Annotated in this window: 18 protein-coding genes; 17 read left to right on the top strand and 1 reads right to left on the bottom strand. The window is 52.4% G+C overall.

The window, feature by feature from the left end; all coding sequences use genetic code 11:
* Positions 1–52: 52 nt before the first annotated feature.
* The 9 genes from H8B09_RS28160 to mmsB all read left to right on the top strand — a co-directional run bounded on the left by H8B09_RS28160 (position 53) and on the right by mmsB (position 10,334).
* The gene (locus H8B09_RS28160; RefSeq protein ID WP_191206913.1) at positions 53–1,060 is read left to right on the top strand and encodes a substrate-binding domain-containing protein; all 1,008 of its coding nucleotides are present in this window, start codon (positions 53–55) and stop codon (positions 1,058–1,060) included.
* 18 nt (positions 1,061–1,078) lie between these two features.
* Positions 1,079–2,974, top strand: a complete 1,896-nt coding sequence (locus tag H8B09_RS28155; RefSeq protein ID WP_191206912.1) for a cache domain-containing sensor histidine kinase — start codon at positions 1,079–1,081, stop codon at positions 2,972–2,974.
* Positions 2,975–3,048: 74 nt separating this feature from the next.
* The gene (locus tag H8B09_RS28150; RefSeq protein ID WP_191206911.1) at positions 3,049–4,260 is read left to right on the top strand and encodes a response regulator; all 1,212 of its coding nucleotides are present in this window, start codon (positions 3,049–3,051) and stop codon (positions 4,258–4,260) included.
* 446 nt (positions 4,261–4,706) lie between these two features.
* On the top strand, positions 4,707–5,318 hold the full coding sequence (locus tag H8B09_RS28145; protein WP_191206970.1) for a LysE family translocator: 612 nt from the start codon (positions 4,707–4,709) through the stop codon (positions 5,316–5,318).
* 283 nt (positions 5,319–5,601) lie between these two features.
* Positions 5,602–5,838: a hypothetical protein gene (locus H8B09_RS28140; protein WP_191206910.1), complete on the top strand. Its 237-nt coding sequence runs from the start codon at positions 5,602–5,604 to the stop codon at positions 5,836–5,838.
* A gap of 263 nt (positions 5,839–6,101) precedes the next feature.
* Positions 6,102–6,296, top strand: a complete 195-nt coding sequence (locus H8B09_RS28135; protein ID WP_191206909.1) for a hypothetical protein — start codon at positions 6,102–6,104, stop codon at positions 6,294–6,296.
* A gap of 162 nt (positions 6,297–6,458) precedes the next feature.
* Positions 6,459–7,535, top strand: a complete 1,077-nt coding sequence (chvE, locus tag H8B09_RS28130; RefSeq protein ID WP_191206908.1) for a multiple monosaccharide ABC transporter substrate-binding protein — start codon at positions 6,459–6,461, stop codon at positions 7,533–7,535.
* A 102-nt stretch (positions 7,536–7,637) separates the two neighbouring features.
* The gene (mmsA, locus tag H8B09_RS28125; RefSeq protein WP_191206907.1) at positions 7,638–9,167 is read left to right on the top strand and encodes a multiple monosaccharide ABC transporter ATP-binding protein; all 1,530 of its coding nucleotides are present in this window, start codon (positions 7,638–7,640) and stop codon (positions 9,165–9,167) included.
* Positions 9,168–9,173: 6 nt separating this feature from the next.
* Positions 9,174–10,334, top strand: a complete 1,161-nt coding sequence (mmsB, locus tag H8B09_RS28120) for a multiple monosaccharide ABC transporter permease (RefSeq protein WP_191206906.1) — start codon at positions 9,174–9,176, stop codon at positions 10,332–10,334.
* Positions 10,335–10,435: 101 nt separating this feature from the next.
* Here the strand turns inward: mmsB and H8B09_RS28115 are convergent, their stop codons facing one another.
* On the bottom strand, positions 10,436–11,422 hold the full coding sequence (locus tag H8B09_RS28115) for a spermidine synthase (protein WP_191206905.1): 987 nt from the start codon (positions 11,420–11,422) through the stop codon (positions 10,436–10,438).
* A 274-nt stretch (positions 11,423–11,696) separates the two neighbouring features.
* Here H8B09_RS28115 and efeO point away from each other — a divergent pair, with 274 nt between their 5' ends.
* The 8 genes from efeO to H8B09_RS28075 all read left to right on the top strand — a co-directional run bounded on the left by efeO (position 11,697) and on the right by H8B09_RS28075 (position 20,844).
* Positions 11,697–12,569 carry an iron uptake system protein EfeO gene (efeO, locus tag H8B09_RS28110; protein WP_191206904.1) on the top strand — a complete coding sequence of 291 codons (873 nt, stop codon included), beginning with the start codon at positions 11,697–11,699 and terminating at the stop codon, positions 12,567–12,569.
* Positions 12,570–12,577: 8 nt separating this feature from the next.
* On the top strand, positions 12,578–13,876 hold the full coding sequence (efeB, locus tag H8B09_RS28105; RefSeq protein WP_191206903.1) for an iron uptake transporter deferrochelatase/peroxidase subunit: 1,299 nt from the start codon (positions 12,578–12,580) through the stop codon (positions 13,874–13,876).
* Between the two features lie 129 nt (positions 13,877–14,005).
* Positions 14,006–15,871 (top strand): FTR1 family iron permease, encoded by a 1,866-nt coding sequence (locus H8B09_RS28100; RefSeq protein ID WP_224754093.1) that lies wholly within the window; start codon positions 14,006–14,008, stop codon positions 15,869–15,871.
* 163 nt (positions 15,872–16,034) lie between these two features.
* Positions 16,035–16,259 carry a helix-turn-helix transcriptional regulator gene (locus H8B09_RS28095; RefSeq protein ID WP_191206902.1) on the top strand — a complete coding sequence of 75 codons (225 nt, stop codon included), beginning with the start codon at positions 16,035–16,037 and terminating at the stop codon, positions 16,257–16,259.
* Positions 16,260–16,559 carry a hypothetical protein gene (locus H8B09_RS28090; RefSeq protein ID WP_191206901.1) on the top strand — a complete coding sequence of 100 codons (300 nt, stop codon included), beginning with the start codon at positions 16,260–16,262 and terminating at the stop codon, positions 16,557–16,559. It begins immediately after the preceding gene.
* Positions 16,560–16,592: 33 nt separating this feature from the next.
* Positions 16,593–16,844 carry a hypothetical protein gene (locus H8B09_RS28085; protein ID WP_191206900.1) on the top strand — a complete coding sequence of 84 codons (252 nt, stop codon included), beginning with the start codon at positions 16,593–16,595 and terminating at the stop codon, positions 16,842–16,844.
* Between the two features lie 15 nt (positions 16,845–16,859).
* The gene (locus H8B09_RS28080; RefSeq protein ID WP_318152801.1) at positions 16,860–17,816 is read left to right on the top strand and encodes a TRM11 family SAM-dependent methyltransferase; all 957 of its coding nucleotides are present in this window, start codon (positions 16,860–16,862) and stop codon (positions 17,814–17,816) included.
* Positions 17,817–17,958: 142 nt separating this feature from the next.
* A complete protein-coding gene (locus tag H8B09_RS28075) occupies positions 17,959–20,844 on the top strand; it encodes a glycoside hydrolase family 3 C-terminal domain-containing protein (protein ID WP_441343353.1) in 2,886 nt (961 codons plus the stop codon).
* Positions 20,845–20,967 lie beyond the last annotated feature (123 nt).

The raw sequence follows: 20,967 nt of genomic DNA, 5'->3' as shown, positions 1-20,967 counted from the left end.
CTGTCTAAAGGCCTTATTCGCACAACTCGAAAGATGAAAGGGGTTACATCGCTTGAAGAAGCTGATGTTTATTTATGGTTTACTGATCATGTCCTTTATTGTGTATGTCATCAATTATCAAACGAGCAAGAACGATGACAATCCATGGGAGACGACGGGCGGTCTTCGGGGCAGCATTGACGAGAAATACGTAATGGTGACGTTCCAATCCGGTATCGACTACTGGAAAGGCGTGCTCAAAGGGTTCGAGGATGCAGCTGAGGCGCTTAATGTGTCCGTCGAATATCGCGGCGCGACGAAGTACGATCTGCAGGAGCAGATCACGGTACTTGAGCAGGTGATTGCGAAGCGGCCAGCGGGCATAGCGTTGACTGCGATTAATCCAGAGGCGCTCAATCCGACGATTAACAAAGCGATCAAGGAGGGCATTCCGGTCGTGTTGTTCGACTCAGGTACAACGGAGAGCAGGGCCTATTCGCTGCTAGCAACCGATAACTACCGCGCCGGCGTTATTGCTGCGAGGACGATGGCTGACTTGACAGGCGGCGAGGGCGATGTCGCTGTTCTGTATCAGCCGCACCAGATGAATCTCGAGGATCGGACAAGAGGATTCAAAGATACGATTCGTACGGAGTTCCCGAATATGAAGGTGGTCGCGGTCGTCGATGCGAAGGCGCAGCGATCCACGTCGCATGATGCAGCCATCCAATTGGTCGCGAAATATCCGGATTTACGCGGTATTTTTATAACAGAGGCTAATGGCGGCGTTGGTGTGGGGGATGCGATACAATCGCTTGGCAACGAGAAGGTGAAGATCGTCAGCTTCGATACGGACAAAGGGACGCTGGACATGGTGAAGGACGGCAGAATTGATGCGACAATGGCGCAAGGAACGTGGAGCATGGGTTATTGGTCGCTGCAGTTTCTGTTCCACATGAAGCATGAGCTCGTACAGGCTGCGAGTTGGCAGACGACGACGATGTCGCCGCTTCCGGTGCAGGTCGATACAGGCATTAACGTCGTGACGCAGCAAAATGTAGACGAATACTATGCGAAATAGGCGGGGGGACGGTCCTTTATGAAATGGAGCGGCTTCTCCTTAAACAATCAGCCGATTCGGTACAAGCTCGTTATTCATTTTCTGCTGATCGGCATTCTGCCTGCCATCGGTCTTGGCGTCTTGATCGATTGGACGGCAAGCCGAATTATCGAGCGACAAGTTAACGATTATACGATTCAGATGATCGGCAAAGTAAATGATAACTTGGAGCACTACGTCGAGAACGCGCAAAATATGACGTATCTGATCAGCTTCGATCCGAACGTCGATCAGTTTATGGAGCATGGCAAATATGACGAGATGGCCATTCGCACGTTTATGACGGGCTTCACGACACTGCATACGGAAGTAGCAAGCATCGTCATTGCGAATGATAAGGGCAGTTACATCAGTAATGAAATGTACGTGCGGTCGACGAAAAGCTTGACGGAGGACGACTGGTACAAGCAAGGTGTACAGAGTAAAGGGATTTTCCGTATCATCGGGCATCCTTCGGGACGCAATCTAGCTTCCCACGTTGATTATAAAGATAGTGAGGTCGTTTCTTTCGTCCGTGCGGTTGTCGATCCGATTACCCAGGATGTGAAAGGTGTTATTATGATCGATCTGAAGCTGCGTGTCTTCGCGGAAACCGTGAAGGATGTGCGGCTTGGCAAATCCGGTTATCTGATGGTGGTTGATGACAGCGGCGATACAATTTATGCACCGGACCATCCGCTGCTGCAGACACTGCCGGAACCTCCGGCAGAGAACGGCATAGCGCCAGCCAGTTCGGGTACGTATTCGGCTAAGGTGGATGGTCGAAGTCTGCAGTTTATTTATCGGACGTCACCTTTCACCAATTGGATGACAGTTGGGGTGTTCCCGAGCGACGAGCCTGTGTCCGAAATGCGTGAAATCCGGTTCTATGTTATCAGTTTCGCGTTTCTCGTCTGTTTGCTCGGCATAACGGCATCGTATTATTTGTCCCATTCCATGTCGAGGCCCATCGGTCAGCTGATGTCTTTTATGCAAAAAGCAGAATCCGGCGATCTTACGATACGATATTGGGGAGACCGGCAGGACGAGGTAGGCAAGCTGGGACGGAGCTTTAACCTCATGCTGGCGCAGATCAATCGCCTCATCACATTAACGGAGTTGCAGGAACGGCAAAAACGCGAAGCGGAGCTTCGCAGCCTGCAGGCGCATATTAAGCCGCATTTTCTGTACAATACGCTTGATACGATTCAATGGATGGCGCGGCGGCGCAATGCGGATGATGTTGCGGATGTCGTAGGCTCGCTCTCGAAGCTGTTCCGTATCGGACTGAACCGGGGAAGCGACATGATTCCGCTAGCGGAGGAATTCGAGCATATCAGCAGCTATATGAACATTCAGCAGACGCGCTACAGCGGCAAAATCAGCTTCACGGTTTCACTGGATCCAGCTGTTGCTGACTTGTATGTGCTGAAGCTGATGCTGCAGCCGATTGTCGAGAATGCGATTTATCATGGCGTTAAAGAGCGCCGCGGTCCTGGTGTTATCGATGTGTCGGCTAAGGAAGAAGACGGTGCGGTGCTGCTGCGTGTCGCAGACGATGGCGCTGGCATTCCGCCGGACAAGCTGGCACGTCTATTGAGCAAGCTCGAATCGATCTCCTCGGAAGGCGGTTCGCCCGACGGTATAGGCATACAGCGGGAAACCTACGGCAAGAATGCAGATAAACCTGCTGCCGATGTGTTGCTGGGTGGTTCCTCACAAGGCGGCGGTAGTTCGTCAGGCGGTGAAGGCGGAAGCGGCTACGGCATGATGAATGTGCAGGCCAGGGTAAGAATTGCGTTCGGCGATATCTATGGCGTTAAGATTGAGAGCCAAGTAGGACAAGGCACGGTCGTGACGATCCGTCATCCGATTATTCGCTATTTGGACAAATAGGATCTTGCGGGCTGCGGGCGTTAGTTCGATAAAGACTGAGAATGAGTTATTCAGTTTGGGGAGGGTGTAACGATATGGACGCTGCCATGTGGAAGGTGCTCATCGCAGATGATGAGGCCATTATCCGCTGGGGCATTCGAGATGCGGTGAAGTGGGAAGCGCTCGATATGGAGGTTGCAGCGGAAGCGGAAGATGGGGAAGAGGCATTGGAGTTGGCCATCGAACTGGGAATCGATGTGCTGCTCGTTGATTTGAGCATGCCAATTATGAATGGATTAACGCTCGTGAAGCATATTCGGGAGAAGCTGCCGGAATGCCGAATCGTTATTATTACAGGCCATGACGAGTTTGCATATGCGCAGGAAGCGATACGGCTCAGCGTGGACGATTATATTCTCAAACCGACGAATCCCGAGCAATTGACGCAAGTACTGACACGTATCCGTGAAGATCTGGCGAATAGCCGTACGCAGCAGCAGCATCTTGAGCATGCCTCGAAGCAGATTACGCGTAATTTTCCGCTGCTGCGGGAGAGGTTCTGTCTGGAGTGGATTAAGGGTCAGCTGACAGAAGCGGAGGTGGAGGAACAGCTTCGCTTCCTGATGCTGCCTGGGTCTTCGCCTCAGATTGTAGGCGTTATCCGTTGGCCGGAGACGGTCACCGGTGCGCCGTTAATGCCAGAGAAAGAGCGGCAGCTATTCCGCTTCGCGATTGAGAATATTGCTGCAGAGCTGCTGGAAGGTTACGAGAAGGTGTTGTTCCGCGATGATGCGGGGCTGACGGTTATGATTATCTGGGGAGAGCCTACGGATCGCATATTCCCGGAAATCGAGGAAGCCGTGAGGTCACATCTGAAGCTGCCCGTGCAGGTACAGGCAGAGACGTTCAACGGGCCATTAGATAAGCTGGCAGAAACGTATGAGACTGCAAAATCGGCGGTTTACCGCGATATGACGCTGTCACCGCTCGTGAGACGTGCGAAGCAGTTTCTGCAGGAGCATTACAGCGATTCGGAGCTGACGCTGGAATCGATGGCGGATGCGCTGCAGGCATCGCCGGTGTATGTGAGTCGGCTGCTGAAGCAGGAATTGGGTATGACATTCGTCGGATATTTGACGCAGCTTCGGATGAAGAAGGCGGTGCAGCTGCTTAACGGGACGGAGCTATCGATTAATGAGATAGCGGAGCGGGTCGGGTACGATACGCAGCATTATTTTAGTACGGCGTTTAAGAAGATGAATGGCGTGTCGCCGATTCAATATCGGAAGGGCGGGGCCTTCGACTGAAGGGGCAGGGGTAAAAACTTACTATGAGGAGCGGTCACTACGAAGGTGAAAGTTTTTCCGATCGCTGTTGTGTCCAGATTGTTCTGATTATGTAAGATCAGAAGAGGAGACAATCCGGACACAAAGGCGAACACTTAAAGCTTTTCGGAGAAAAGCTGCTTCGGAAGCATAAGCTTCGTTTCTCCAGAATCTTTCACCTGCTTCGTTCCCTGACATACTTGGGTGCATGCGCAAACATCACTCCGCTCCGCGGAGGGTGGGAACTAGGGGGATCTCGCTGTTTATAATTCAGCTCGCTGCATGAATGATTTTCAAGCTTGCTGTTAAGCTCGCTATATTTATTTAATGATTGGACTGAAACAGCTCTATGCGAGCTGTTTCTTTGTTTGGTAAAATTAGTTAGTTGGTGTGAATGGGCTATGTTGTCGTATGAAGGGTGATTCGTGGTGGAGTTTGGTTTGTTGTTGAAGGGGATTGTCATTGGGTTGTCGATTGCGGCGCCTGTTGGGCCGATTGGGGTATTGGTGATCCGGAGGACGTTGGCGCAAGGGCGAGTAAATGGGTTGCTTTCGGGCCTAGGGGCAGCGAGTGCGGATGCTGTATATGGACTTGTTGCTGGACTCGGGGTATCGATTGTTATGAATTTCTTGCTGGGGCTGCAGTTCTGGCTGCATTTGGCGGGCGGATTGTTCCTCTGCTATCTAGGCGTTCGAACCTTTACATCTATCGCTTCGGATAAACCGGCGAATGTTCAAGGCAGACATTTGTTTGGTGCCTATTCTTCGATATTTCTACTCACACTAACGAATCCTATTACGATCCTATCCTTTATTGGCATCTTCTCAGGATTAGGCCTAACGCAAACGAGTTCAGCTTCAGCACTAACGTTGGTCATCGGTGTGTTCACCGGTTCCGCTCTCTGGTGGCTAATTCTTAGCTCCATTGTAGGTCTGTTTAATCAGCGTATCAACACATCATCTTTAACCTGGATCAACCGGCTATCAGGACTGATCATCTTTTCGTTCGGTGCATATGCATTGCTTAGTTTGTTTGGTTAGAGTGAATGATGCAGCACATGTAACCGTCCCAATTTGAGGACGGTTTTTTTATTTTTCTTGAATGTAGTATATCTGAGAGAACAATTAAAACATGTATATTGGTTGAATGGCGGCTGCTGCGCGGGCAAGACCACCATGACCAAGAAGTTCGTTGAGGAGTTAGGCTTTCAAACGCTGCCAGATGAAGTTATGAAATGCTCTTCAGGATCCGCATCCCGGTCTTGATTGGGATGAGTGGTTTAACAGACCTACGGATGTCAAATATCAATGGTTGTGTGACCTTGTGGTAGAAATGATGGAATTCTTCGTTGTTGATTTGCTGCGAATGCCTGCCGATCGCCCCATCATTATTGATCTGGGGATCATGCCGGAACATATTCTGCCCTTCATTCCTAAAGAAAGAATGATATGCCTCTATACGTCGGATGATGAGATCGAGCGGTTATATTTCTTTAGGGAAGATCACAAGATGATATTGGACGTCATTAATCTTACTGCAGATCGAGTAGCAACGGTCTAGCATGCCAATAAGACCAATGTGAAATTTTCGAATGCGATTACGAAAGCCTGTATCGAGGCTGGAATCAAGACGGTCAAGAGAACGACTGATTTGAGTGTTGAAGAACAGTTTCGATTGGTCCGGGAGCATTTCGGGCTATAAAAATGGATAGACGATAATTACGGGGCAGTCGATCATTGTGATCGACTGTTTTTTTGTGCTGCATAAATTATCGACGGCTTGCCACTGCTCTTGTTAAAAACCCTAAGCCAGTAGGTGCAAAAGTGCACCTACGCGAAGAGCCAGCGTCGCTGAGAGTGCCAGTAGGTGCAAAAGTGCACCAACGCGAAGAGCCAGCGCCGCTGAGAGTGCCAGTAGGTGCAAAAGTGCACCAACGCGAAGAGCCAGCGCCGCTGAGAGCGCTATTAGGTGCAAAAGTGCACCTACGAGAAGGGCCAACGCTGCCGAGTGCGCCATAAACCTAATTGAAAGCGCTTCACAACAAAGTTCGTTTTTTATAAAAAGTGCTGATTTATTGTAAATACCGCATGTGGACCTGCTTGATATACTGCGTATGCACCCGTTGATCGGGGGCCAAAATCATCGAACTAATTTCATAGAGGTCGAGGGGGAAACGACGAATGAAAAAAATGTTGATATTAGTAATGGCGCTCTCCATGGTAATTATGCTGGCTGCATGCGGCAAGAGCTCAAGCTCGGATGGCGCGAACGGTACGGTTGGGGTATCGATGCCGACTAAATCGTCTGAGCGCTGGGTGAATGACGGTGCAAGCATGAAGGCAGAGCTCGAGAAGCTCGGCTACGGTACGGACCTTCAATACGCTGAGGACGTTGTTGAGAACCAAGTATCGCAGATCGAGAACATGATTACGAAGGGCGTTAAAGCGCTTGTCGTTGCGCCTATCGATGGCGAATCGCTGACGGACGTGCTGCAGAAAGCAGCTGATGCGAACATCCCGGTTATCTCGTACGACCGACTCATCAAGAAAACGGACAACATCACTTACTACGCAACATTCGATAACTTCAAAGTTGGCGTGCTGCAAGCTTCGTACATCGAAGAGAAGCTCGGCCTGAAAGACGGCAAAGGTCCTTTCAACATCGAGCTGTTCGCAGGTTCGCCTGACGATAACAATGCTTACTTCTTCTTCGACGGCGCAATGTCGGTACTCAAGCCTTACATCGATTCCGGCAAACTGGTAGTCAAATCCGGCCAGACGAAGATGGAGCAAGTCGCAACGCTTCGTTGGGATGGCGCAACGGCACAATCCCGTATGGACAACCTGCTTAGCGCGAACTATGCAAACGCTAACGTAGATGCAGTTCTGTCGCCATATGACGGCATCAGCATCGGCATCCTGTCCTCGCTCAAAGGCGTAGGCTACGGCTCGGCGAGCAAGCCGCTGCCAGTCATTACGGGCCAAGACGCGGAGCTGGCTTCGGTGAAATCGATCGTCGCAGGCGAGCAAACGCAAACGGTATTCAAAGATACGCGTGAGCTGGCGAAGAAAGCGGCTCAAATGGCAAACGCAGTCGTAAAAGGCGAGAAAGTTGAAGTCAACGACGAGAAAACGTACGACAACGGCGTGAAGGTTGTGCCTTCGTTCCTGCTCGAGCCAGTATCGGTAGACGCTGCTAACTATAAACAAGTTCTCGTTGACAGCGGCTTCTACACGCAAGATCAACTGTCCAAATAATCGTAATACAAATCGGCCGATGAAGAGGGCCATGCGCAGTCACAGGCAACCACAACAGCAGTGCCCTCTTCTAAGCTGTTTCCATGGAAAGAAGGTGCGAACATGTCCCAATACATCTTAGAAATGCGCGGCATCACCAAGACGTTCCCGGGCGTGAAGGCGCTGGAGGACGTTAACCTGAAGGTCAAGGAAGGCGAGATCCACGCGTTGTGCGGCGAGAACGGAGCAGGGAAGTCGACACTGATGAAGGTGTTGAGCGGCGTATATGCGCACGGCTCGTATACGGGCGACATTTTGTTCAAGGACAAGGTATGCGAGTTCCGCAACATTAAAGAAAGCGAAGAGCTCGGTATCGTTATTATTCACCAGGAGCTTGCGCTCATCCCATACTTGTCGATTGCGGAAAATATATTCCTCGGCAACGAGCGTTCCCGCGGCGGCATTATTAACTGGAACGAAACGACGCTGCGCACAAGAGAGCTGCTGCAGCGGGTAGGATTGTATGAATCGCCGAACACGCTCATCAAAGATATCGGCGTCGGCAAGCAGCAGCTTGCAGAGATCGCCAAGGCGCTGGCCAAGCGCGTTAAGCTGCTCATTCTGGACGAACCGACTGCTGCGCTGAATGAGGATGACAGCGACAACCTGCTGGCGCTCATGCTCGAGCTGAAGAAGCAGGGCATCGCGAGCATCATCATCTCGCATAAGCTCAATGAAATCGAGCGGGTTGCCGATTCCATCACGATTCTTCGCGACGGCAAGACGATCGAGACATTGGACAAGAAGCTCGACGGAGTAGATGAAGACCGGATCATCAAAGGCATGGTCGGTCGTGATCTGACGCAGCGTTTCCCAGAGCGGGAATCCAACATCGGCGGCACCATTCTGGACGTTCGGAATTGGAACGTTTACCATCCGCAGCGCGAAGACCAGAAGGTCATCGACAATGTCAGCTTCAACATTCGCAAGGGTGAAGTAGTCGGCATTGCGGGGCTGATGGGAGCGGGTCGCACGGAGCTGGCGATGAGCTTGTTCGGGGGCGCGTACGGCAAGAAAATTAGCGGTAAAGTGTTCAAGGATGGCAAAGAAATCAAATTCAAATCCGTCAGCGACGCGATTAACAAAGGTCTTGCTTATGTAACCGAGGACCGCAAGCACTATGGGCTTGTCCTCATCGATGATATTAAGCGCAACATCTCGTTGACGAGTCTGCCGAAGCTGTCGAAGCGCGGCGTGGTGAATCAGAACCGCGAGGTCGTTATCGCAGAAGATTTCCGCAAAAAAATGAATATCAAGTCGAGCGGCATTCATCAGAAGACCGGCAACTTGAGCGGCGGTAACCAGCAGAAAGTCGTGCTCAGCAAGTGGATTTTGTCCGAGCCGGATATCCTCATTCTAGACGAACCCACACGCGGTATTGACGTTGGAGCCAAATACGAAATTTATACGATCATCAACCAGCTGGCATCGGAAGGAAAAGGCGTTCTCGTTATTTCCTCCGAGCTTCCCGAAATTCTCGGCATGTGCGACCGGATCTACGTCATGAACGAAGGGCGTATTACCGGTGAGGTCACCCGTGAGGAAGCGACGCAAGAGAAGCTGATGAAGCTGATGACGAAGAGCAGGGGGTAATGCAGCATGGGTACACTTCTTAACATGTTCAAGAACAATATGCGCCAATATAGCATGATTATCGCACTCGTCTTTATTACGGTACTGTTCCAGATTCTGACCGACGGCATTCTGCTGAAGCCGCTGAACGTCACGAACTTGATTTTGCAAAATAGTTACATTCTCGTGCTCGCCATCGGTATGGTGCTTGTCATCATCACCGGTCACATCGATCTATCGGTCGGCTCCGTTGCCGCCTTCATAGGCGCCTTAGCGGGTATCATGATGGTCGACATGAACATGCCGTTCTACTTGGCGATTGTTGTCTCGCTTGTACTCGGCGCGCTCGTCGGTGCATGGCAGGGCTTCTGGGTCGCCTATGTGAAGATACCGTCATTCATCGTAACCCTAGCAGGCATGCTCTTGTTCCGCGGTCTGACGATGATCGTCCTTGACGGCAAGTCGATCGCACCGTTTCCGAAGGCATTCCAGAAGATTAGCTCGGGCTTCCTGCCTGACTTTACAGTTGGCTCGCTAAATTTCCTTACTATTATAATAGGCATCGTCATGTCCCTTGTTTATATCGGCATTGAAGTATACAACCGCAGGCTGCAGAAGCGTTACGGATTCGAGCTGTCGTCCGGCAAAGGGCTTATCGCCAAACTTGTCGTTATCGTTGCGGTTATTAACCTGTTCATGTATGTGCTTGCATCGTATAAAGGCATCCCGAACATTCTCATTATTCTGTTCGCACTCGTTGTCATCTACTCGTTCGTTATGAACCGTTCGATCATGGGTCGTCATATCTATGCGCTCGGCGGCAATGAGAAGGCAGCAAGCCTGTCCGGCGTTAAGACGAAGAAAGTGACGTTCTGGGTATTCGTGAACATGGGCGTTATGGCAGCATTGTCCGGTCTCATCTTCGCAGCTCGTCTGAATGCGGCTACGCCAAAAGCAGGCACGAACTTCGAGCTTGACGCTATCGCAGCTAGCTTCATTGGCGGCGCATCGGCATCCGGCGGTATCGGTACGGTTATCGGCGCTATCATCGGCGGTCTCGTAATGGGCGTCATGAACAATGGCATGTCGCTCATTGGTCTAGGCATCGACTGGCAGCAAGGCATCAAAGGACTCGTATTGCTCGCTGCAGTTGGCTTCGATATCTACAACAAGAACAAGTCTTCCTAATAGTAGTCATGAAAAGGGCGGTCCTGAATAAGACAGGGGCCGCTCTTTTGTGATGCGAACCGTTTGTGTGAATCTGAAGAATGTGCGGTGCACTATCCCAACTAGTCGTCGAACTCATGCTCAACGATATCGATCAGCAGCGTGTTTCGGTCTGTCTGCACCTCATCCTCGTCCCAATCGGTACGCAGATAACGGGGGATGACGAACATGTCAGCCAACTGCTCCTTAGACCAATGGTTGAGCTCCTTAAGGGGCTTGATCGATTCCAATGGCATTGGCCTCAAGGTGGCAAGACAGATGACGTTGTTAATTGCAAAGTCGACAACATCATTCGCATGATAGAGGGTGACCATGAACCCGGCGGTTCTCAGCGTAGCTTGCACGGCTGCGACATACTCCGGCATGAGCGAGACGAGGGGACATGCAATTGCGATGACTCCGCCGGGGTTAAGTCTTGCTTTGAGCAGCCGGTAGAACTCAACCGAGAAAAGCTTGGACAACTCGAATGCCAATGAGGAAGGAGCGGGCAGATCGATGAGAATGACATCCCAGCGGTCGCTGCAGTTCTCGATATAAGTACGGCCATCCCCTAGTACGTTGTTCACGCGTATATCATGCAGTGCGTCATTCGTGAAGCTGACGAAAGGTTCATAGTTCATCCCAAGTTCGACGATCATCGGATCGAGATCAACGGCTGTTAGGGTCTCTACGTCTTCATAGCGAAGCATCTCGCGGGTTGTAGTCCCCGTACCGGAGCCAATAATGAGCACAGCCTCTCGATTGACAGCAGCAGCCATCGGTACGTGAACCATGGCCTCTGCATACTGCTCCTCGGCTTCATTCGTGCTCATCATCCTCATGCCGTCGGCATAGAGATGATAGACGCCTTCACTCTCTGCAATTGCAATCTTGTGATAAGGGGACCGTGTGCGCATGACGACCTGATAGCAGCCATCCGGCTCTTCATCTGTCCGTAGAAAAGATTCAAGCCACTGCTTTCTCCAGTACAGCATTCGCCCGATGATTCCTATCATGCATATCCCTGCAATGAGGCCCACCTCAAATTCGAACACAAACACAGATGCCATCTCCTCCTTGAACCATCCCAAAGAAACGTACAAGCTCTCATTTCATACCTTATGCAGCATAATGCCCGTCCGTATGGGAGACAGCCCATTTGTGAACAAGTTCTAACAGTTGAGTAATGTTAGCGATATCCTGTAGAAAAGGGAATGCTATGCCGTTATACTTATTGACAATGATTATCACTTTCGAATATACTCCGTGATGAGATTTATATCGCGTGCCCATTCCGTTCTAAGTGAACGAATACATATAACCGCCTAAGGAGATGTCGTTGTTATGAAAGCCAAATTGATGTTTGCATCACTCGTACTTGCCATGTCTGTTGTATTCACAGGCTGTTCTTCTGATAATTCCAAGGAAACGGACACGGCGGCTAAGCCAGCCGATACGGCACAGACTTCATCCGATTCGTCTGATTTGAATGCCAAGCTGAAGGATGTACTTGAGCAATACCGCCAGTTCTCGATTGAACAGAGCGACCAGCTCATCGTAGAGACGGAGAAATTCGTTGCAGCCGTGAAAGGCGGCGATCTGGAGCAGGCGAAGGCGCTTTACGCTCCGACGCGCATGTACTATGAGCGTATCGAGCCTATCGCTGAAGCGCTTGGCAACTTCGACCCAGACATCGACGCACGCGATGGCGATGTTGAGGCTGCTGACTGGCGCGGTTTCCACCGAATCGAGAAAGGTCTATGGGAAGATAACAAGACAGCAGGTACGGAGGAGTTCGCAGATCGTCTGCTGAGTGACGTCAAATCGCTCCGTGCGCTCATGGAGACGGTTGAAGTCGATACGGCTATGCTGACGACAGGTGCTGTTGAACTGCTGAACGAAGTATCTTCGTCCAAAGTAACAGGTGAAGAAGAACGTTATTCGCATACGGACCTGTATGATTTCGTTGCCAATGTAGAGGGCGCGAAGAAGATTTATGAGCTGCTGAAGCCAGAGCTTGCCAGCCAAGATGCGGATCTGGAGAAGTCGATTGGCGAGAAATTCACAGCGCTTGAAGCGCTGCTGGCTAAATATAAATCCGGGGACGGCTATGTGTTGTTCACGGAACTGAAGGAAGACAATACGCGTGAGCTGAGCCAAGCGCTCGACGCATTGGCGGAGCCGCTGTCCCAGATGGGCAAAGCGCTGGGGGTATAACAGCAGCTATGGCAGCGAATCGCAAACAAGATAACGGCAATCGCGAGGATGGCAGTCGTAACATCAGCCGTCGCGATCTGTTGAAGATGGCCGGTATTGGCGGCGCGGGGCTCTTGCTCGGCGGCGCCGGTGTCGGCGCTTTGTTCAAATCAAATCAAGACAACAGCGCTTCAGCATCTGCTTCACCCACGAATAGCAGCTACCATGAAGAGATTCCTTTCTATGGGGAGCATCAAGCAGGTATTGTAACGCCGGCGCAGGATTTCGTCGTCTTCGCATCGTTTGATGTGACAGCGTCCTCTATTGATGAAGTGCGCAAGCTGTTCAAGGATTGGACGGCTGCTGCGGCTGTTATTACGCAGGGCGGCATGTTAGGTGAAGATAACGAGAATTTGAATGTACCGCCTTCGGATACGGGTGAAGCCGCGGGATTACAGCCATCCAAGACTACGCTGACGTTTGGTGTCGGGCCATCGTTCTTCGACGGACGGTTTGGCCTTGCTGACCGCAAACCTGCTGAGCTTCAAGACCTGCCAGCCTTTAACGGTGATGCGCTGCGCAAGGAATGGGTAGGCGGCGACATTGGGGTTCAAGCTTGCGCGAATGATATGCAAGTAGCGTTCCGCGCGATCCGGAATTTGGCCCGTGTTGCACGCGGTAAGGCAGCGCTTCGCTGGACGCAGGAAGGCTTCCAACGAACTAGCGGCGCGGACCCAAGCGGCGGAACGGCACGCAACCTGATGGGCTTCAAGGACGGAACGGGCAATCCTGACGTTACCGATGCAGCGAAGATGAATGAGGTTGTCTGGACGCAGTCCAGCGACGGTCCACAGTGGATGGCGGGAGGCAGTTACATGGTCGTACGCCGCATCCGCATTCGCGTCGAGGTATGGGATCGTTCGACGCTTGGCGAGCAAGAGGCGACGTTCGGACGTTATCGAACGAGCGGCGCGCCGCTTGGCGGCGAGCAAGAATTTGATCCGATAGACTTGGAGAAGAAGGACGAGAAAGGCAAGCCTGTTATTCCGGTGGGGGCGCATATTCGCGTCGCGAAGGAGAACGGAGTTCAAATTTTGCGACGTTCCTACTCTTATTCAAGCGGTCTGGATACACGAACGGGACAGCTGGACGCAGGGCTGCTGTTCGTTGCGTTCAATCGCAATGTGGCGAAGCAGTTCATTCCGATGCAGCGTACGCTTGCTGCGAGCGACCGTCTGAACGAGTATATCGAGCATAACGGCAGCGCGCTGTTTGCTTGCTTCCCAGGAGTCAAGGAAGGCGGCTATATCGGAGATACGCTGCTCTAGATTATTCTGTCATGCATACGGACTCATATAGATAGCAATAGCAGTGGAACAGACCGATGCGGCTGATTGAAAGCTGGATCGGTCTGTTCGATTGTTCACAGCAGGTAGGAGAAAGGACGCGGTGCTCGCATGTGGATACGTCAACAGCTGAAGCAGCCAGCAACGAGAATGCTGGGCCAACGGAGTAAATGGAAAAGGATAATGATTCTACTAGCGGCAGCGGTTCTGATTATCGCTTCTGTCAGCAGTTCAGCAATTGCATATGCAGCAGAGGCAAGTAATGTACAGCAGCTGGATGAAGCGCAGGCAGAGACACTCGGGAAGATCCTCCCGCTTGTCGGCGGGGCGCTTGTCGATATCGGACGCGACGACCACGAGGCAGCCGTCCAAGCAATCAATGAAGCTAGCGGTGAATGGCAGACGGTGAACGCCGGGAAGTCAGAGCTGGCTGCGAAGGTCGATGAAGCGTTCAACGCCGCAGCACTGGCTGTTGCAGATTCGAAGACAGACCCCGCCGCGGCGAAGAAGACGCTTGCAGCGCTAGCGAGTGCCGTCAATGCCTATAAGAAGGCATCGGTAGCTGATAATACGCCGACTGGGCCGGATGCGGCGGCAGGCCTTGTGCCAACGCTTCGCACGCTGCTCGGTCATATCCAAACCGAGGAATGGTCGGCTGCGAATGCTGATTATCGGATACTGGAGGGCGCATGGGCTAAATCCGAGCAGTCCATTCGCGAGGATAATACGACGGTCTACGGCAGCATCGAGACGCATATCAGCATGATTCGGATCGATCTGAGAGCGGAACCGCCGCGCGCGAATCAGGCGAAGACAGAGACCGAAACGCTGATCAACTATTTGAACGACTACGCTGCAGGCAAGCTTGCAGCTGCATCGGCCAACTCCGATCTGACGGTTGCGGATTTGATCGCAGTGTTGGATCAAGCAACTGCATTGATCCAATCGGAGCGTGCGGTTGAAGCGGAGGCGAAGCTGCAGTCGTTCATTACGATGTGGCCGAACGTTGAAGGCCAAGTATCGATCCGTTCCTCTTCGGTCTATCGGAGCATCGAGATCGAGATGACAGAGGCTCCAGGCTATTTGGTGGCTAATCCGCCGCAGCTTGATAAGGCGGAGGCGCTCGTCGAGCAAATGAAGAGCGAACTGACACCTTTTGTCGCGGATGCGAAATATACGGCATGGGATGCTGGCGCGATTTTGTTCAGGGAAGGGTTGGAGGCGATTCTCGTCCTTGCAGCGCTCTTATCCTACTTGAAGAAGACGGGCAATCAGAACAAACGCGGCTGGGTATGGTCGGGCGTATGGTCCGGTTTCCTCATTAGCGGCGTGATGGCATTGGTGCTCACATACGTAGTGACGAAGGCATCTTCGGGCAGCACGCGCGAGATGATCGAAGGTTACGCGGGTCTAGGATCGGTTATTCTTATGCTTACCGTGGGCAGCTGGCTGCACGGTAAAGCGAACCTGCAGGCTTGGAATCAATACATTGACAAGACGATGGGTGCAGCGCTCCGTCGCGGAAGCCTGTGGTCGCTGTTCGCCGTTTCGTGTCTTGCGATTGCGCGCGAAGGGGCAGAGACGACCATCTTCTATATCGGAATGGCGCCGTCCATCGCGCCAGGGCAGCTAGCGCTAGGGTTCGGCGTTACATTCGCATTGCTTATCGCGCTTGGATATATCATTATTACATTCAGCGTGAAGCTGCCGATTCGTCTGTTCTTCCTGACGGCATCGGTATTGATCTATTATCTCGTGTTCCGATTCCTGGGCGAAAGCGTTCATTCGCTTCAAGTGGCGGGAACGCTGCCATCGCATCATGTGGCATCGGTGCCGTCCATAAGCTGGCTTGGCATTTATCCGACATGGGAGACGATCATTCCACAGCTTGCCGTGCTTGCCTATATTGCGGGTCAGATTCTGATTGCACGCATGCGTGCAGCAAGGTTGGCTAGTGTATCGGCACCTATTCGATAAACAATAACATCGAGCAACCATTGAAAGGCTGTCTTGTCCAACGCTTTATACGCGCTGGGCGGGCAGCCTATTTTGTGTTTAAAGTGTAATATATATTTGACACTATGACAAAATTATATTACACTCAGATCATAAATTGGAATCCTATGGAAGGAGGTTCGTAATGGAAGGCTCGCTTATGAACAACATCCACGTGCTTCGTGCCCAGCGCAAATGGTCGCAGAAGGAGCTGGCCGAACGGCTTGGCGTCAGCCGGCAGACGGTTGTCTCGCTGGAGGCGAATCGCTACAATCCATCCTTAATGCTTGCCTTTCGTCTGGCGGAGCTGTTCGATACGGATATTAACCTCGTCTTTCAATATCAATCCGGTATAGGAGGAGATTCTTAAATGAACTTGTTCATGACGATTATGACACCGATTATTTTGTTGGCATTCGGCGTATCTTTGGTGTACTATTTAGTTATTTTTCCGAGGGAGAAGGATGAGCGCAGAAGCCGTATTCTGCAGATTGCATCAGAGAAGGCTTACCTTGTTCTCGTGTTCAGCATCGCGGTGTGCATCCTGCTTGGGCGGATTCCATCGCTTTCATTTGAAGGCGAGACGTTCAAGAATGGCATCGTGCTCTGTATCGCAATATCAGGTATCGTCTATTCTGGCATCACGGTCTATTATAATCGCAAAATATAAACGTACGTGTCACGAAGGAGATCATGATCGGCTATGGCAAACGAGGTACGACCAAACGATAGTAATGAGGCAAGCAGCGAACAATTCGCACAGCTTGCGGAACATAATGAACGACTGCAGCGCGAAGTGGAATCGCTCAAACAGGAGCTGGCGCAGTGCAAGTCGGAGCTTGCGAGCGCGAAGCGCGAGCTGCACCGATTGAAGGGCAAGAGCGGCGCAGCAGCGCGCAAGCCAGAGGCGATGTCGACGATGTCGACTCGGCTGCGCGACGCACTGTACGAATAGATGATGAGCGAGTATGTGTATGTATATGCCCATCACGAAGATGAGGCAGAGCTGTGCGGCATGGAATTGCGCGCGCTGCTCGGTATTCCGAAGATGGAATGGGCGAAGTTTGAGGGCTTCCGCTATGTGGTGAGCACACGTAAGGTGCCGCCGTCGCGGAGCCCTTTTATCAAGATGCGAATTGAAGTGGAAGCGGCAAGCGAAACGCTGGATGGTCTGGCGGAGCAGGCACCTGGACTCGATGCTGGCGGCGGGACGTTTAAGGTGCTGTACGCGGATACGGGCGATTCGCCTTTCAATCCCGACTTCGAAGAGAAGCGGGCGATTGAACGTCGGATAGGCGCGGTCATCCGCGGGACGGCAAGCATGCGTCAGCCAGATCGGCTGTTCGGCGTTGCGTACTTAGGAGGACGCTGGGTGTTGGGTATGGCAGAGGCAGGGGAAGCTGTATGGCTGCGTCATAACGAGAAGCCGCAGAAGTATTCGACGGCACTCAGTACCCGTGTGGCGCGGGCTGTAGCTAACATCGCCGTACCAGACCCGACAGGTATCTTTGCGGTGGATCCATGCTGCGGCATCGGGACTGTCGTTCTTGAAGCGCAATCGATGGGCATTCAGATGCAGGGGTTCGACCGTAATCCATTGGCGCTTCGGGGAGCTAGAATCAATCTGGCTCACTTCGGCTACCCAACAACATTGGCTGTAAAGGCGGACATGCTGACGCTTGCGGGGAGGTACGATGCAGCCGTGCTGGACCTGCCTTACAATCTGTGCTCCAAGCTGCCCGAGGAAGAAGAACTTGCGATGCTGAGCTCGCTTGGACGGCTTGCGCCAAGAGCAGTAGTTGTCGCAACCTCGCCTCTGGAACATAAGCTGGCGCAGACGGGCTGGCAGGTGACAGATGACTGCCAAGTACGCAAGAGCAGCTTCGTCCGATACTTGTATTTGGTCGCCCATGATAAGACGGAGTGACCATGCCTTGAGCGTTGCTTAGCAAGCGGGGGTTACAAGCCTTATGAGTTGTTGCTCACAAAATATACGGGACCGAAAGGGTTTTCGATCCCGCAAGTCGAATAGTTATGACAGCGTTATCAATACGATTACGATACAAGGAGTGTGGCCATTGACACTGCAAATGAAGTATCCGTACTTAGATACGAGTCTGACGATTGACGAGCGAGTATCCGATCTTGTATCGCGTCTCACCTTAGATGAGAAAATCTCACTAATGCCGACGCATCAAGCTGCTGTTCCAAGATTAGGTTTGGAGGAAGTAGGGGTTGGCGGCGAGGCTGCACACGGTATCGTTACGCGTGGCGGTACAGCGGCAACCGTATTCCCGCAGCCGATCGGGCTAGCGAATACTTGGAACACTGAACTGATGCAGCGCATCGGAAGCATTATGGGCGATGAGGCGCGTGCGCTGAATAATAACGACGGACGCCATGGTCTCATGCGATGGGCGCCAACGATCGACATGGAGCGCGATCCGCGCTGGGGGCGTAATGAAGAGGCATACGGCGAAGACCCGCATCTGACGGGCAAGCTGGCAGCATCGCTGATTCGCGGGATGCAAGGGGACCATGAGAAGTATGTGAAGATGGTTGCCTCGCCCAAGCATTTCTATGGCAATAACAATGAAGTCGGCAGGCTGGACGGTTCCTCTAGCATCGATCCGCGCAACCGAAGAGAATATTATTTGAAGGCATTCGAGCCAGCCTTTACGGAAGGCGGCGCATTGTCGATCATGACAGCGTACAATGAGATCAACGGGACGCCAGCGCTGGAGCATGCCGATATTCGCGGCGTACTGAAAGGCGAATGGGGACTGCGCGGCTTCACGGTATGCGATGGAGGCGACTTGTCGCAGACGGTTGATTTCCACAAACGGTATGAAACCCATGCGGAGTCGGCTGCGGCAGCTATTAAAGCGGGTATCGATACGTTGACTGACGATGCGAAACTCGTATGCGGTGCGGTACGTGAAGCACTGCAACGGCAGCTACTAACGGAGGCCGATCTCGATGAAGCATTAACGAATATGCTGCGTGTACGGTTCATGCTTGGCATGATGGATCCGGCAGAAGACAATCCATACAAGTCGATTCCGATGTCGGTCGTAGCATCGAAGGAGCATGGCGAAGCGGCGCTCCAAGCAGCAAGAGAGTCGATCGTTCTGCTGCGCAACGAGAACAATCTGCTGCCTTTATCGGCAGAGCAGCTGGATTCAGCAGCGGTCATTGGACCTCTTGCGGACGAGATGTTTCGTGGCTGGTACTGCGGCGAACTGCCGTATGCGATATCGCCGTTTGCAGGCATTCAAGCACGGCTTGGTTCGAAAACGGTTTCGAAAACCGATGGACTTGATCGTATCGCTTGGCGATCCGTTCGAAACGGTCAATTCTTGAAGGTTCAAGCAGCAGCGGAAGGCGGTAAGCCTAGTGTAGTCGCGGCTTCTGCGGATCTGAAGGACGCAGAGATCTTTGCCCATAACGATTGGGGCTGGAATGCGAATACGTTCTTCGCAGCATCGAATAGTAAATACGTCTCCACAGAGGGGGACCAGCAGGCGACGGCGTCTGCCGATGAAGTTTTTGGCTGGTTCGTCAAGGAAAGCTTCCAGCTCGTGCCGCAGGAGAATAGCTCGGCTGAGGATGCTGACAAGTCGGTCTATCGGATGCTCAGTTGGAATGGCCTTCCGATTGTTACCGGGGACAACGGCGAGTTAAGCGTTGGGGCGAGAGAAGCGGAGCTTACGTCCGACAGCTTGTACGAGCGTGTCGTCCTGCAGGATGGGTTAGAAGAAGCAGCGAAGGCTGCTGCTCAGGCATCGGCAGCGATCGTGTTCGTCGGCAACAATCCGGTCCTGAACGGGAAAGAAGAGATCGATCGTTATGGGTTGGAGCTGCCTCCTTCGCAGCAGCGTCTCATTCGCAGCGCGGCTGCGGCGAATCCGAACACGATCGTCGTCATTGTCGGCAGCTATCCATATACACTCGGCGATCTTGCCGAGCTCGTGAAGGCGATCGTTTATATGCCGCATGGCGGGCAGGAAGCAGGCACAGCAATCGCAGAGGCGTTGTTCGGCGATTATGCGCCGGCGGGCAGACTGCCGATGACATGGTATGCTTCGGAGTCGCAGCTTCCAAGCATTCTCGAATACGATATTCGCAAAGGAAAGCGGACGTATCAATATTTTGACGGGGAGCCGCTTTATCCGTTTGGGTTCGGCCTTACGTACTCGCCATTCGTTTACAGCGACCTTGCGCTTAGCAGTACGATGCTGCGGGGAGATGCGGATGTACTGGAACTGTCGTTCACCATTAATAACGTTGGCAGTATCTCGAGCGACGAGATTCCCCAGCTGTACATTCGTGCGGAGCAATCGTCTGTCGAACGTCCAATCAAGCAGCTTCGCGGTTTCGCAAGAGTTCGCGTCGAAGCGGGCGCAAGCCAGCGCATCACGTTCAGGCTGCCAGCCTCGGAGCTTGCATTCTGGGATGTCTCGCGTGAACGGTATTGCGTGGAGAGCGGTGAATACTCGATCATGATCGGTCGATCGTCTGCGGATATTCGTCTAAGCGCACGAATTCAAGTCGAAGGTGAGACAGTACCTCTACGCAGCTTATCCGCTTGGACTTGGGCGGAGAACTACAATGAGTATGAGTCCGTACGACTCGAGGAGTGTCGTGAGGGCGGAACGGCTGTCGCGCCGGTTGACGGTGCCGGTTGGATCCGATTTGACCATGTTGACTTTGAAGCAGGTACATCCTTCTTCGAAGCAAAGGTGTCTTCGGGAGATCCGAAGGGCGGCATCATTACGGTCCGTCTAGATGCAATTGATGGACAAGTGGCGGCCGTTTATCCAGTCGCCTCCACGGGGGAATGGCATAATTGGGCAGCTATTGGCAGCAGCATCGTGTCGATCAGCGGTCAGCATACCGTATTCGTACAGCTTGAGGGCGCGGTTCGATTGAATCGCCTGCGTTTTCAAGTATAAGTAATAGCTTTCAGAAAAAGGCTGCTTCGTCCGCCGGGTATCCGGGCGCGAAGCGGCCTTTTGGCGCATGTCCTTGCATTTGCATACAAAATGTTGCGAATAAGCACGTTCACGGAAATCCCA

Origin of the sequence: Paenibacillus terricola (genome assembly GCF_014779765.1) — a bacterium.
GTDB lineage: Bacteria > Bacillota > Bacilli > Paenibacillales > Paenibacillaceae > Paenibacillus_T > Paenibacillus_T terricola.
The sequence above is the reverse complement of the archived record's forward strand: the minus strand, read 5'-3'. Positions and strand labels throughout refer to the sequence as shown.